Annotated in this window: 20 protein-coding genes and 1 pseudogene; 7 read left to right on the top strand and 14 right to left on the bottom strand. The window is 45.7% G+C overall.

The genetic code is table 11. The features are described 5' to 3' along the window. The first annotated feature begins 53 nt into the window (after positions 1-53). Positions 54-221, top strand: a complete 168-nt coding sequence (locus tag SK39_RS27505; RefSeq protein ID WP_217916176.1) for a YnfU family zinc-binding protein — start codon at positions 54-56, stop codon at positions 219-221. 108 nt (positions 222-329) lie between these two features. Here the strand turns inward: SK39_RS27505 and SK39_RS27775 are convergent, their stop codons facing one another. Beyond that, positions 330-458, bottom strand: coding sequence for a hypothetical protein (locus tag SK39_RS27775; RefSeq protein WP_282186982.1), 129 nt, complete (start codon positions 456-458; stop codon positions 330-332). Positions 459-626: 168 nt separating this feature from the next. After that, positions 627-842, bottom strand: coding sequence for a transcription antiterminator/RNA stability regulator CspE (gene cspE / locus SK39_RS02135; RefSeq protein WP_048216579.1), 216 nt, complete (start codon positions 840-842; stop codon positions 627-629). Positions 843-1140: 298 nt separating this feature from the next. Between cspE and cspF the strand changes: the two genes are divergently transcribed. Together cspF and SK39_RS27780 are read left to right on the top strand one after the other, a co-directional pair. Then, entirely contained in the window at positions 1141-1353 is a 213-nt protein-coding gene (cspF, locus tag SK39_RS25260) for a cold shock-like protein CspF (protein WP_075261945.1), read from the top strand. Positions 1354-1416: 63 nt separating this feature from the next. After that, entirely contained in the window at positions 1417-1506 is a 90-nt protein-coding gene (locus SK39_RS27780; RefSeq protein ID WP_423753153.1) for a hypothetical protein, read from the top strand. A gap of 244 nt (positions 1507-1750) precedes the next feature. On the opposite strand, the gene SK39_RS02140 is transcribed toward SK39_RS27780, so the two are convergent. Genes SK39_RS02140 through SK39_RS02190 form a run of 11 tightly spaced genes read right to left on the bottom strand, consistent with a single transcriptional unit; the run spans position 1751 to position 7253 of the window. Further along, complete coding sequence (locus tag SK39_RS02140) at positions 1751-2167, bottom strand: antiterminator Q family protein (RefSeq protein WP_048216580.1); 417 nt, start codon at positions 2165-2167, stop codon at positions 1751-1753. A 13-nt stretch (positions 2168-2180) separates the two neighbouring features. Continuing rightward, a complete protein-coding gene (locus SK39_RS02145) occupies positions 2181-3170 on the bottom strand; it encodes a DUF968 domain-containing protein (protein WP_048217389.1) in 990 nt (329 codons plus the stop codon). Between the two features lie 7 nt (positions 3171-3177). After that, positions 3178-3975, bottom strand: a complete 798-nt coding sequence (locus SK39_RS02150) for a KilA-N domain-containing protein (protein ID WP_048216581.1) — start codon at positions 3973-3975, stop codon at positions 3178-3180. 19 nt (positions 3976-3994) lie between these two features. After that, a complete protein-coding gene (locus SK39_RS02155) occupies positions 3995-4384 on the bottom strand; it encodes a RusA family crossover junction endodeoxyribonuclease (protein WP_048216582.1) in 390 nt (129 codons plus the stop codon). Beyond that, positions 4381-4701, bottom strand: a complete 321-nt coding sequence (locus SK39_RS02160) for a LexA family protein (RefSeq protein ID WP_048216583.1) — start codon at positions 4699-4701, stop codon at positions 4381-4383. Before SK39_RS02160 ends, SK39_RS02155 begins: the two co-directional genes overlap by 4 nt. Then, complete coding sequence (locus SK39_RS02165) at positions 4698-5177, bottom strand: PerC family transcriptional regulator (RefSeq protein WP_048216584.1); 480 nt, start codon at positions 5175-5177, stop codon at positions 4698-4700. The genes SK39_RS02160 and SK39_RS02165 overlap by 4 nt, the downstream gene beginning before the upstream one ends. A 2-nt stretch (positions 5178-5179) precedes the next feature. Further along, a complete protein-coding gene (locus SK39_RS02170; protein WP_048216585.1) occupies positions 5180-5998 on the bottom strand; it encodes a helix-turn-helix domain-containing protein in 819 nt (272 codons plus the stop codon). After that, positions 5995-6219 (bottom strand): hypothetical protein, encoded by a 225-nt coding sequence (locus SK39_RS02175; protein WP_048216586.1) that lies wholly within the window; start codon positions 6217-6219, stop codon positions 5995-5997. The genes SK39_RS02170 and SK39_RS02175 overlap by 4 nt, the downstream gene beginning before the upstream one ends. Further along, positions 6216-6452, bottom strand: a complete 237-nt coding sequence (locus tag SK39_RS27510) for a hypothetical protein (protein WP_048216587.1) — start codon at positions 6450-6452, stop codon at positions 6216-6218. Before SK39_RS27510 ends, SK39_RS02175 begins: the two co-directional genes overlap by 4 nt. Continuing rightward, complete coding sequence (locus SK39_RS02185; RefSeq protein ID WP_048216588.1) at positions 6449-7000, bottom strand: YmfL family putative regulatory protein; 552 nt, start codon at positions 6998-7000, stop codon at positions 6449-6451. Before SK39_RS02185 ends, SK39_RS27510 begins: the two co-directional genes overlap by 4 nt. Next, positions 6993-7253, bottom strand: coding sequence for a helix-turn-helix transcriptional regulator (locus SK39_RS02190; RefSeq protein ID WP_048216589.1), 261 nt, complete (start codon positions 7251-7253; stop codon positions 6993-6995). Before SK39_RS02190 ends, SK39_RS02185 begins: the two co-directional genes overlap by 8 nt. Positions 7254-7350: 97 nt before the next feature. On the opposite strand from SK39_RS02190, the gene SK39_RS02195 reads away from it, so the two are divergent. From SK39_RS02195 to SK39_RS02205, 4 genes and pseudogenes are all read left to right on the top strand, one after another. Beyond that, on the top strand, positions 7351-8043 hold the full coding sequence (locus SK39_RS02195) for an XRE family transcriptional regulator (RefSeq protein WP_048216590.1): 693 nt from the start codon (positions 7351-7353) through the stop codon (positions 8041-8043). A 275-nt stretch (positions 8044-8318) separates the two neighbouring features. Continuing rightward, a pseudogene (locus tag SK39_RS27515) lies at positions 8319-8498 on the top strand (hypothetical protein); the annotation flags it as partial. Positions 8499-8534: 36 nt separating this feature from the next. Then, complete coding sequence (locus SK39_RS02200; protein WP_048216591.1) at positions 8535-8780, top strand: excisionase; 246 nt, start codon at positions 8535-8537, stop codon at positions 8778-8780. Then, on the top strand, positions 8761-9888 hold the full coding sequence (locus SK39_RS02205) for a site-specific integrase (protein ID WP_048216592.1): 1128 nt from the start codon (positions 8761-8763) through the stop codon (positions 9886-9888). Before SK39_RS02200 ends, SK39_RS02205 begins: the two co-directional genes overlap by 20 nt. 173 nt (positions 9889-10061) lie before the next feature. On the opposite strand, the gene SK39_RS02210 is transcribed toward SK39_RS02205, so the two are convergent. Continuing rightward, positions 10062-13703, bottom strand: coding sequence for a YobI family P-loop NTPase (locus SK39_RS02210; RefSeq protein ID WP_048216593.1), 3642 nt, complete (start codon positions 13701-13703; stop codon positions 10062-10064). Positions 13704-14115 lie beyond the last annotated feature (412 nt).

Raw genomic sequence — 14115 nt, forward strand, 5'->3', positions numbered from 1 at the left:
TATTTTCGACAAATTAGTGTAATGTGAACGTTCATTAACTCAGGAAAAAGCCTATGTCAGAACGTAAAGACTCTAAATCACGCCGTAATTATCTTGTCAAATGCGCCTGCCCGAACTGCACCCAACATTCTGAACACAGTTTTTCGAGAGTACAAAAAGGTGCTCTGTTAATCTGCCCTCATTGTAATAAAGTATTCCAGACAACCCTCAGCGCTGCATAATAAAATTTAACGTTTTTATCCCGCACATAATAGCCACAACTATTATGTGAGATTATCTTGTTAAAGATAATAAAAAACCCGCTGAATGCGGGTTTAATGTTTTCATATTTAATTAATTTCAATTGTGACTTTTCGGAACAGTCGCTCCCTTACGCTCGTTTTGTAAGGCCAGCCGCCAGCTTCTGCTGGTTCGACTATATCGAGCAGTAAGTTGCACGTCACAACAACGGTCAGCATACTTTCTCCTTCAGGAGATATGCTGAAATATGCTCACCGTTATCATGAAATGCCGGGTCAGTAAGAATTTGATTCAACTGACCCAACAATACATCCATTATTTCTGTCAATATGACTACTCAGGCATTAGCCTTCTTCGTTATCGCATAGAGACAAATTTTTGGATTTTTACTCTGTGGTGACTACGTTGGCAGCAACCGGACCTTTAGCACCATTTTCAATAGAGAATGTTACTTTTTGTCCTTCAAACAGGGTGCGATAATTATCACTCTGGATAGCAGAGAAATGAACAAACACATCTTTGCTGCCATCAACAGGAGAGATAAATCCGAAACCCTTATCAGCATTAAACCATTTTACTAAACCAGTCATCTTATTAGACATATTTTTATTCCTTAATTTGAGCCTTTCGGCATAGATGGTTTTATTACAGAAACTACTTCGTGCTTAGTGGAGAGACTCAAAGAAGGGATAAATATATAATACCTGAAATGAGAACTGCTTTAATAAACTACCTTGTACACGTCTGTTCTTCAAACCGACGCAATCATTAACGCATGGGCATACATATTAATCAATGTTTATTTTAGCCGTCCAGGTCCCCTTACAGCCAGGAAGTATTTCTGGCGTTATTTTTAAGCACGTGTATAGTGCACCGTGTTTTCAACATTAAGGAATTTGTTTGTCCCGTAAAATGACAGGAATTGTCAAAACCTTTGACTGCAAAAGCGGTAAAGGTCTTATCACCCCCTCCGATGGCCGCATAGACGTACAGCTTCACATTTCAGCACTAAGCCTCCGCGATTCAGAAGCACTCATTCCCGGGTTACGCGTTGAGTTTTGTCGAATAAATGGCCTTAGAGGTCCTTCGGCAGCGAACGTTTATCTCTCATGACTTGAAATGTCGCCTTTACTTTTGGTAATCATAAGGCAGAGCTTCAGAACAAGGAGAGTTTACATGAATCAGACTGTCTATCTCAGCGACTGGCTGACTGGTCTTAAGAGCTTATGCAGTACTATAGCAATGACCATACTGCTATTTATTTAGCCTAAAGATCATCGCGTACTGAGGCCCCTATCTGATAACAGGGGCAAAATATAAAAGACTCAACGCATTGCTTTTGCATCCAGAATATTGATATGAACGCTTATCCTGAATGCCAGAATCAGGAATTACGTTCCGTCATCCCCTATACAACAGCGCGACCTTTGCCAACATCTCACATTCGCTGTAAGCAATTGTTTTCAATGATTAAGAATAGCTGCATAACAACTACTCTTAACACCTTACATCAAAAAATGCGGACCGCACTAGTGCTTTTTTTATGGTTGTCTACACAAACAATCGGATCCATCTCCAGCCGGAGATCCAGCATAGACAAACACCCCTCGATGAATCCTTCCGCTAATTGCATTTCTATTCGGATCTGTTTTTCACATTTTTTATGTCGCTTCGCCATACCCCTCTTGGACACTCTGAGAACGTAATGAGCCACTAACAGTTCATAATCGTAATGACTCCTCTTACGAAGCCTAGCCAGGCAACTTTCAATAATCAGTCCATCATCATCACAACATTGAGGGCGAGCTTTGCTTGTATAAGGCAATAGACCTTTAAAGCCAGCTGCAATTGAGGAATAGTCAATGCGATTTGAATCACTCGCAGCCCAGGCTCCCCATAAATCTAAAACCTTCTGTATATCACGCATTATTCTTCCCCACTTACGCCAGCACGCCAATTGCCAGCGCACGATCGATAAAACGAAATATCAGCTCCAGTTGGGAGCCATACTTCTCTTCAAACGCCACGGTATCCGCATGTAGCTCGTCGTGATGCTTTCTGCACAAAGGCAACACAAAGAGATCATGCGCTTTTGTTCCCATACCTCCCTGACCGTGGCCTATCAGGTGGTGAGGATCATCGGCGGGTTTTCCACAACATGCACACGGCTGCGTCTTAACCCAGCGAGTGTATTTCTCATTAACCCAACGGTGACGTTTTGGACGTAACATGAATGATTCAGGCGACTCCGGATCAACTTTCAATGCCAGTACCCTGCTGGCTTTATCCTGGATAATGTTGGTGGCCGGAACTGATGGCACTATGTCGCTTTCACGGGTGACCGACTGAATCACCGGTGTTGGCATTCTCAGCGCCTTACGGGCAGCGCTTTCTGGCAAAGCATCAGTCAGGTCATTACGAACCAGCCACCAGCACAGCTCCGGAAACGTAACGGCATGGTGGTCATCAAAACCAAGATCCTGGCGTACAACGGACAGCACCCAACGAGCGCAATTACCCGAAGCGATTGCCGCCAGCCTTTCCGTGTACTGCTCGCGTAAAAGGTTGTCACAATGCCAGCACAAGCGGATTGCACCAGGTGCATGTCGCATCGTTGTCAGATGCTCACTATGCCAGTCAGAGTGCTGCCACTGACATGTCTTGTCTCGAAGTAGCCAGCTCTCAAGACTTTCCATGCCACCAGCACGACGAATTACCGACTCATTACGGAAAACATCGCCAACAACAGGATCATCCGCTAACGGTTGCGATACCGCAGGAACGGCACCGCTGGCAAAGGATGAATAGCGTTCCGGCTCAGGCTCAAGCAGGACACGCCCCTGCATAAACAAGGACATCAGTTCTGAACCCGGCCTGAACAATACGATCCCCATTCGAGGGGCAATTTCAGGGGTCAGTAACGCTCTCACAATCACCTCAATGAACGGTATCGATTAGCTTCAGCAGCTCAGGGAATCTGGATTCGAAGAAATGCGGCTGCGTCTCGCGCGGGTTTACCGGACTGGTGATGTTCTTGCCGAACATGCAGCCCTTCGCCGTCAGTGACCAGAATTTTTTAATACCGTTGATTCCTGTGCGGCTGCTACGCTCGCGGTGTTCAACGATCCCCAGCTTCGCCAACTGGTGATATGCCTGATTAGCCGTCATTCGGATGCCATACAGTTTCAGCAATGCACTCAAAGATAAGGTTGGACGGCTGGAGCCATCCAGCGCGCCTGTTGGGGCATCAATGGCGTACTGAGGCGCCAGGTTCGGTAAGCCAACTGCTTCCTGGAGTTTCTGACACGCCCCCAGCACCGAAGAGTTGGACAGGTTTAATTCTTTGCGCATGAATCCCAGCAGAATTACTCCCGCCTGTATCTTATCGGCAGCCATACCCGATAATTTGTCTGGTGTGCGGGTTACCTGGTCAAATGTACGGATAACTTTCAAATGGAAAGACGGACTGATCCACATTGCATAAGCAAAAACCAATTCACGGGAAACATAAGTCCCCTGTCCAAAACCACCACGGATAGTTTCCACACAACCGATGCTCATATCTGAGCAACGGTCAATTTCCATACAAAGCTCTCGGGTGGAATCCATCCGCAGGAAGTTGGACGGTTTATGGCGTTCTTCACCACCACCAGCCCGATGTAAATCATTCAGGCAATAGCGTCCATGAACATCGCGGCGAACTTCAATACCATCAATGACCATCAAATGATTCATGCTTCGTTTCTCCTCTTACTCAGGCGGCTGCACCCGCCTTTATTTCGTACTTGTTGATGGTGATCTCAACTTTCCCCTTCGGGATAACCGGCCCCCACTCCACCAGCATCCTTTTCACCTGGCTGTCGTCTTCCCACACGCCTGCATGGGTCAATGCGTCAAACAGCGCCTTGTTATAGTTGTCCAAATCACGGATTCGGTTGTCCGGAGGAAACAATACAATCTCTACTGATGCTGGCACCGCCGTTGGTTTCGGCAGTCGTCGTAGCTGTTCAATAATTGCTGCACACACCTCGCTCTGAAATCTACGCCCCGCCGCACTGATCAGGCTTTTCCCTGCAAGCGGCCCTTTATTGGGATGCCGCCAGTAAGTGTTCACGCTGGGAGGAAATGGCAAAGTCAGTTTCATACCGTCACTCCCCGTTCATGTAGCCAATGGATCGCACGTAATTTCGCGTTCTCTTCGTTGGCAAGTAATGCGCGGATAATCCCGGCAGCTTCGTTGTCCTTCACTGTTGTGTGAAGCGTTATTCTCCGCGCCACACCACGCTTTATCGTGATGACGCCTTTTTTCTCCAGTGCGCGGAGCTGTTCCACGGCAGCATTCACCGAGCGGCAACCCAGCATGGTGGCGAGTTCCTGATTGGTTGGTGGAAAGCCACGCTCTTTCTGGTAAGAAATCAGCATATCCAGCACCTGCTTCTGGCGTTGGGTTAACACAGTCATTCAGCCCCCACATACTTCCCCGACAAATACCATCCCTCACCTGACACAGCGAATCTTTCGCTTTTACGTAAACACCGCTCACGGCGTTGCAGGAATTTATTTCGCTCCGGCTGAGAATGGCTCTCGCAGAATGCCTCCATCCAGACCGTTGCTGCGCGTCGGTAGAGCCCCTTCGACTCAAGCTCTTCGGCCTTACGGGTCAGGCGCAAAATCACCCGTGGGTCATTAGTGCCGGTATAGCAATCTCGTCCGCGTTTAGTCTCAACAGCGGGTTCCAACTCTGGCTCTTCCCCCAGAGCAAAATGCCTGTGAATATCCCCCTGGCACTTATGAGACACTCGCCCGCTCTGGCGTAGCTTGCTTGCGGTCTGCAAAATGCACCGCCGCGGATAACTTTCAAAAGCGTTTGCGATGTCGCTGGAAGTGCAGCCCGGATTTTCCTCAATAAATTTTTGAACATCTGCCATTAGACTCATACTCACCCCCTGAACCCTGCCGGGACCTGGCTGTAATCCACGCTGTCGTAACTGGATTTGAAAAACAGATCTTCACTTCTGGCACCAGACACCGATGGAACTACCCAGGACTCTTCAAAATGGCGGTCAGGGCCAAAGAACGTGGCAGCCTGTTTCACGAATTGCGTGCCGCTGCTACCCGTCGCAGATACCCAGCCAGCGTAACGCTTCACACCTTCCAGCATGGTTTCAGGATTTACCCCTTCATTCAGGCGGGCTTTCCAGGCTTTGAAGGCTGCGCATTTTGAATTGCCACCAGCACGCGCGGGATATGACTGCCATGCCAGCTCAAACTCTGGCGAGTAGTCCAGCCGTGTTGAACGTGCCCGAGCAGACGCCTCAGCAGATGCGCCAATAGTTTTTGGTTCATTGACTGGTTCATTGACTGGTTCAAAAGAGTGACTGATTCTGGGTGAATCTCCTGCACTACCCCCTGGTGAATGTCCTGCACTACCTGGTGAATTTGCTTCACTAGGTAGTGAATTATTAGCACTCCCCCCTAGTGAATTTCCTGCACCATCCAGATGCAGACGATAGATATTACTTGAGTTACCTTTGTCACCTTTCCGGGTGACCTTTTTTACCAGCCCGGACTCACAAAGCGCCGCAATATGATTCATCACCGAGCGTTTGCTGATCTCACACTGATCGGCAATATGCTGGTAGCTAGGCCAGCACTCTCCCTGATCGCTGGCGTTATCAGCCAGCTTAATCAGGACAAGTTTCCGCAATGGGTTACCCACACGAATTTTCATCGCTTTGACCATCAGCTCCATGCTCATGCCGCACCTCCAATACGTTTAAAGTTCCTCCCGGAAAGAAACGCAATGAGCGGATAGCTGAGGGTGTAATTACGCCCCAACAGTTCACAGACCACCTTCTGACTCTCTGTATCAACAAGACTGACGCGCAGAATGTGACCACGGCTGGAGGCATACCACTGTCCTTCACAAGGGTAATCACGATACTGGCTGGTGAAACGGTTAATAATCTTCCTGATCATTTGCGTCCCCTTACCTCGGAAGGGTTCAGTAATAGATTGATGAGACGGGCACGCGCCGCAGCGTCATTGATGCGGCCATAGAGATGATTCTGGCCCACAGCCTGGCCGCGTCCTCTGTGGTTACTAATGACCTGGCCATTTGATAATCTGCATTCATGCCGTAATAGCTGGTGTACAGCCATGCCGACCACCAGCTGTTGCGACACAAAGTTATTTGCCGTTAAACTGTTCATGCGTTAGTTTCTCCACAGTCACGACACGCCACGGCGCCCAGAGCTGCACACTCGTGGGCGTCATTACTTTCTGGGGCACAAAAAATCTTGTAGACCAGCGTGGCGTGTTCCTGCAGCTTCGTAATAGCCCGGAAAAGCTCATCGTTGATGGCTATCCGTTCATGAAGCTCCACCACCCCATCTTCGATTGCTAAACGAATTTGCTTTGAGTAGCTTCCAACCTGTTCGATGGCTTCCAGCAGACGTTGGTTAATATCAGCGTTCTCCACCTCCTCAATTTCCGGAAGTGATACAAACACCCCATTAGCAGACTGTGCGACAGCATCAGCGATGTAGTGAGTGCCGCTGGCTCGCTGTAACACCATTGCCCAGCCAAGCGGGAAAATCTGATCGCCATCAGCGCGAAGACGGTTGAATAGCGCGTTCTCTGTTACATCCAGCCAGTCAGCAGCTTCTGCGTACCCACCCGGCAATGCTGCGATAGTTTTCCTGACAGCCTTCACATACCACTCAGGCTGTTTTTCTACTTTCCAGTGATGTTTACCCACGGCTCACCTCCTGTTCCTGTGGTTTCAGCTCGCTCGGGTTTTGACTAGATTGAAAACGAGCCGGGTAGAGAATCTGCATTTCGCTAATTTCACCCTTGAAAAATTTGGCAAGACGTTCCGCGAGATCGATGGATGGGACCTGCTCCAGTCTCTCAATACGGCTTAACGTCGCCTGATTGACCTGAACACACTCAGCTACATGCTGTAATGTAAAACCATGCGCCTTACGCACATTTCGTAATGGTGATTGCATACACCCTCCAATTATTGCGCCATGTGCATGTTATTTTACGCAAGTGAATTGCGCAAGTTGATTTGCTTAACTCGCAATAAAGAAATGTAATAAACGCATGAGCATAGGAAACCGAGTTAGACAACTTCGCCAAGCGAAGAACATGAAAATTGCCGACCTAGCTGAAGCCATTGGTGTGGATTCGGCGAATATCTCACGCCTTGAAACAGGTAAGCAGAAGCAATTTACCGAGCAAGCCCTGGGCAATATAGCCAAGAGCTTAGACGTTGAAATTGCTGATCTCTTTACCTCTGAGCTCAAAAATAATACTGTATATAAAAACAGTATTAGTGAGGGTGATGTGCAGGTGAAGGATGTATTCCGTATTGAAATGCTGGATGTCAGTGCCAGTGCGGGAAATGGCCTTATCCAAGGTGGTGATGTCATTGATGTGATTCATGCTATCGAATACAGAACTGATAATGCTTTATCGATGTTTGGCGGCCGACCTGCCAATCACATAAAAGTCATCAACGTTCGTGGGGACAGTATGTGTCCAACCATTGAGCCTGGAGATCTAATCTTCGTTGATATCAGCATCAATCAGTTCGATGGTGATGGTATCTATGTCTTTGGTTTTGACGACAAAATATACGTTAAACGACTGCAAATGATCCCAGACAAACTGTTGGTAATTTCTGATAACCAGATTTACCGTGAATGGGGAATCACCAGCGAAAACGAACACCGATTCATGGTCTTTGGAAAGGTCTTAATCAGTCAGTCGCAAACCCTTAAGCGACACAATTAAGCCAGCATACTCTTCCTCGGCCACCACTAGGTGGCTTTTTTTTACCCTATAAATTGCTTATCTCGCAATAAAAATACTTGCATACTATGCAATTTCATTTTATCTTTCCCCACATACAAACGAACAGGTGAAACACCAAAGAAACTTTGGTTGTAACACGGCGTATGGCACATGATTCGGTTTGACGCCTGGAAAGAGACCAGGATGCAACGATGAGAGCATTACTGGAGATGAAGCCGCCCTCGCCCGGTTAGCATGTCTGCGAAGGTAGTGCTATTGCTTTGGCGGTGCCAGTTTTTCCCTTAGTCCTTTCTGGTACCGCCCTTTTTACAAAACAGAGAAGAGTATCCCCGGATGACGGGGTCATAACCCGATCCCTCCTGATAGGTGTGGCCACTGATGCTCTTCTCTGTTTTGTGGAGAAACTAACCGACCGTGCAGGGTCGATATGCTGAGACTAAGCAGTTAGTGAAGTAATAAGGTGATCGCATATGCTTCAAATGTTAACTCTTGAAGAATGGGCTACTGAAAAATACAGAAGCAATCCTCCAAGCGTTTCCACGTTGCGCCGTTATGCTAAGCAGAATTTGTTTTGTCCACCGGCAATGAAACAAGGTCGGTTATGGCGAGTACGCGAGGACGCCGAGTTAGTTGGGGAGTTGGTAACACCAGTAATCAAGAAAAATGACTCATTACTTTTGCAACGGATTTTGAGTGATGGCAGCCAGACCGCGTAAGAATAATGTTTCAGTCCCAAACTTATATCCCCTTTACAGCAGAAAGGTAAATAAAGTCTATTGGCGATATAAGCATCCAGTAACAGGAAAATTTCATGCGCTGGGAACGAACGAAGCAGAAGCCATCGCTATAGCTACTGAAGCTAACACGCGCCTTGCCGAGCAAAGGACTCGGCAGATTCTTGCTATCAGTGACAGGATCGCAACCAGCAAAGGAAAAGCGATCACAACGTCAACTTGGTTAGATCGCTACCAAGCGATCCAGGATGACAGGCTGAAAAGTGGTGATATAAGACTCAACACCTATAAGCAGAAAGCCAAACCAGTATCCTTGCTCAGGGAACGAGCAGGAATGAAGTTGATTTCAGCCGTTGATGTAAGGGATATCGCACAATTGCTTGACGAGTATATCGCTGCCGGGCAACCGAGAATGGCGCAAGTAGTCCGCTCCGTTCTAATTGATGTATTCAAAGAGGCACAACACTACGGGGAAGTCCCCCCTGGTTATAACCCTGCATTAGCCACCAAACAGCCCAGAAGAAAAATTACCCGACAACGGTTAAGTCTTGAAGAATGGCAAAAAATCTTTGATATCGCAGATGCGAGTCATCGTTATATGGGGAATGCCATGCTGTTAGCACTGGTTACCGGTCAGCGATTAGGTGATATCTCACGTATGAAATTTAGCGATATTTGGGATGATCATCTTCACATCATCCAGGAAAAAACCGGGAGCAAAATCGCCATCCCGCTTTCTCTTCGTCTCAATGCGATTAACTGGAGTTTACGCGATGTAGTAGCCCGATGCCGTGACTATGCAATCAGCCCATACTTAGTGCATTTTTTCCGGTCAACTTCACAGGCAGAACGCGGTGCTCAAGTTAAATCGAATACATTAACAATGAATTTTAGTAAGGCAAGAGATCTGGCTGGGATCGACTGGGGTGAAGGTACCCCCGCTACGTTTCATGAACAACGCTCTCTATCTGAGCGTCTTTATAAAGAACAGGGATTAGATACTCAAAAACTGCTTGGTCATAAAACACAACAGCAAACTGACCGCTATCATGACAATCGAGGTAAAAGCTGGGTAAAGGTGGCGTTATAAAATTGTAATCTCTAGCATGGCAAATTTATTCCCCAACTTACTGGGCTGAAAATATCATCGTGTTTCAAGCCACGTACACATATTGTAATGCCGTGGCTGAGGAGGACAAACAATCTGGCTCTGTTCGGAAACAGCTCTAATAGAATTAGAATTCATTTTTGAATAAAACGATACTATTTGTATTTTTTGTTCACCTTAATCAGTGATTCATTCTCATCATATTTTCCAACAATTCCGTCCTGTCTGAGACGCTCAAGCAGTGAAAGATCGGCAGGAGTATTTGGGATGCGCGGTTTGTCGTAACCAACCTCAGTCAGCCTTGCATAATCACCGCCAAGTAACTTTAAGATTGAAAAAAGCTGTTCACGGCTAATCGATCCCAAATGAGGTTCCAACAGCAATATAATCAGTTGTGCTGAAACTCCCTCTTGCGCCATTTTATACACAATAGATGGTTGGCAAACCTTTCCATGCAACGAAGCGAATCGAGCAAGTTTTTTAATACCTTCAAGATTTGCATCTTCTATGTATTCTGCAGCTTGTTCAACAATTAGATTTTTAATTGCTATGTCAATTGCATGATCTTCCAAAAGCTCAGCCAAGTCGGTGTGCACCAACTGAGGTGTCATATACTCTGCAAACTTCTTCGACTCAAGAATGTAATCCCTTCGCGTCGGCCAATCAGTTGCAGAAAGAAGCTCATATGATTCAGCTTCATCCGCAATGATGTTGTACTTGAGCAGTAGCGAGAAGAGAGCGCCGACTTCAGCCATTACATCTCTAGTATCGAGGAAATAATGCAAATCCAAACTCGTAACTAATTCTACACGCAGAGTTGCGCTCGGAAGTTGCTCTTTAGCCGATAAAATTGCTACGGCTAATATAGATTTTGACTCATCTTCAGCTGTATTAACCTCAGCAATCTTTCCTGATGTAGCCAGTACTTTCGCCAGTTGAACGTCTACGCAACCAAATGACTCGACGTAACGGCTAACATTACTGAATGTTGCTGGGAAACGGCAATGGTCGGCCAATGCATTCCATGCTTCCTTGGAGATCTCAACGAGATCCACAATCTCACAACTTGAAGCTGCATGCTCGATCACGATATTAAGAAGAGATGGTTCCTGTTCGAGCACATCTTCGATTACAGCAATAAAGTTCTCAGTTGCATCGATTGTCACCGAAACTCCAGCAATTGCCTCCAAATATTTACTCAAATGCCCAAGCACATAACCGTATACGGTCTTATTTCTCGTATTGATAACGTCAAGCGCTACAGTTTTTGTGTTATTAATGGCAATTACAAGGTTCTCATACGAGACTTCATACAAATTATGCGAAACAAATGACAAACGAATCTGTCGATTCAACGGCTGAAGATGGGGAACAATAATATGTGATTCCGCGAAAAGCATTCCAATGCGCTCAGCCTTGAGTTGCGTAGTTGCTTCAGAAGTAAGCACGTCGAACTCGGTATAGTGAACCTTTAGATATTGTGATGCTGCTGAATCTGTGCGCTGTTTTAGGGGGGGTAATGAGTTTAATGCAATATTCACAAACTGCAGGCGAGAAACGTCATCTAGATCAGTATGGTTCACAAGATAGGATATTATTCTCGAATAGACAATCGTAAAGCGCTCAATGAATCGCTGGCACTGTTCTCCTGTCGCGAGATATGCCTTTATAAACCGCTCAGAGTTCTCCCGAAAATCTAACAAAGAACGGATCATAATGTCAGCCAAGCCTATGTCACACGCCAACAAGTGATCAAGAATAGCAATATTATACATAGCTGATTCTTTCAGGGCCTCCTTGCCTCTCTCGCGTACAACTGCATCAACATCTTCTGGAGTAAGCTCGAAGTACACATCCATCAGATCACTTTCAACATGATGAATAATAAAGTTAGTGGCAGCAGGGCTCACCCGATCACCATGGAACGTTGATGTATATAAGGTGAAGTTTCTATTGATGTATCCAGCACGCACGAGCTGGTAAGCTAATCCCGGTTTCAGCAACAGCAATGCTATTGTTTCGAGGGGCTGTTTAATTTCTTTATATGTAACCAAAAATTCTGGATGTTTAACTAAATCACCGAGATCTGCACTGCGTAAAAATTTAATATCCGCATTTTTTTCTTCAATTTCGTCAATAATGCTCTCTCGTTCTTTTGCATCCCATAGTTTTGAATCTAGTGGGTCACCAAGGGCGAATGCAAGGTTATCACGGGTAAAATCCATCACTTGATGCTGGCGGTTACGAAAGTGAAGAATAGGGTTATCTTTGGCTGATACAAAATCTGTCCAGAACCGCACTCCGCTGAGTTCATCTTTAGATAATGCAACCCCCTCAAACGAATACGATGCATTATAGAATTGGTAATTAACTGCATTTGCTGTTCGCTCAATATGAGCAATTAGTCGCACACCCAATTGTTCGCTGCGTAGGACCGCTCCATTTATTTTCTCAAGCTGTTGACGAAGTACTGTGCGTTCATCTTCTAGCTTCTTGATATTCTCGCTCACCATCTCGCGACTAACTTTGTATAGAATATCCAGCTTACTCTTACCAAGTCTAATCGACTCAAAGTCCGTAAGATGAGTGTTTTTATAGAGCACCATCGCGAATAAATCTGTTTTATTAAGGTTAAGCTCTTCGCCATCACCAGAAAAAATTCTGTCACGGAATATAACAAACTCGTTACGAACATTCTTAAGCAACCGCATATCTGGGACATATTGAGCCGCTAAGTCTATAAGTTCAGTTGCTACTTCATATTCCATTTGGCCAAGTTGCTGCACTGCTAGATTTCTAGCGCTCCGGTGTGTAATGAAAGGAACCACCGGAATAATCAAGTCAAAGAATTTAGTTCGGTTGGCGCGTACTACCTCAACTAATGCAGGATCGTCAATAGCAAGGATGTCCTCTTCAAGTCTACGCCCTTCATCTTTCAAGGTAATATAATCGAAAATACTGTCTTTAATGGCATAGATAAAACGGATAGGTTTTGTAATCTGTGGCGACGCATTAAGCAAAGTATTCAAAGCGCGAAGCGTCTCAAAAATATGTGAGTCATTGAAGCGATCAATATCTTCAAAAATAACAATATTACGCTCTGATACCTCAAAGAAATAGACTATCTCATCAAGATACTGATCGAAGTATGTTACAGAGTTGTCGTCTAAGGTAACCGTAGCCGAGCCCGCTGAAAACTGCTTGATATGAAGCTTCCCATAAAAACGCCAGCGAACAAAAAATGCACTCCCTGTCGCCGCTGCAAAAATGAGTGCATGCTTCCAAGCGCCTATGTCTTTCAGGGGAGGAATCGACGAAACAATTTTAGCTGTCCACCCAGTCAACAAGAAAATGATACAAACTACAAATCCCATCAATGCAGCTAACCAAATTTCCCTTTCCCATCGAAAGCGTTCAATCCGCCGAAAGCGGGAACCGGGGGTTTTACTCGGCTCCTCACGATAGAGCAGCTGTTTTACTATTTCCTGCTGTATACGGTTTGTCGGAGTAGTTGCTTGCTTTGGCACTGAATCATCAAGCTTTGATACCTCGATCGGCGATAGCGTTGACAGAGAAATCTCAACTACCCTACCATCTTGCCGCCTAGCAACCTCTTGCAAGATGCTGCTCTTTCCAACACCGTAATTTCCGGATAACGCAATATTGCGGATTTGTTCATCAGAAAGGGCTTCTTCAATAGCCGCAACGTAACCAACATGTTCTGCCTCAATATACTCCGGAGTAAGCGATACGAGCCCCCAAGATTCACCAATGGTGGTATTTTGATTAACGCTCATGCGGATACATTTTCTCCATTAAAAATTAGTCCCGTACCACTCTCATGTTTTAATAGTCTAACATGTCGCTTCGTCTAGAATTCACATCAGATAAAAAGTTTAATCGTATCCCATAAACCATGCTGGTTCATTTTTTGTTGACTGACAACCTATTACTTCGTGCTTAAAACATAAAATAGAAATGTATGTCTCAGACACATACTAGTCATAAATATTATGGCGCACATTACAAAATAACTGCGAACAACATAAGGGTGCAAAATACAACTCTGCATAGTGACATCTTCTGCCACCCCACCACTGTGCGTCAAACTACTAGGGGGTTTTGATAACTTATTTTGATAAAATTTTGATAACCGTTAGCAGCCTAATAAAAAACAACGGGAGCGTTACGCTCCCGTTAATGAATTTA

It is taken from the genome of Citrobacter sp. BIDMC107, from assembly GCF_001037575.1.
In the GTDB taxonomy this organism is placed as follows: Bacteria; Pseudomonadota; Gammaproteobacteria; order Enterobacterales; family Enterobacteriaceae; genus Citrobacter; species Citrobacter freundii.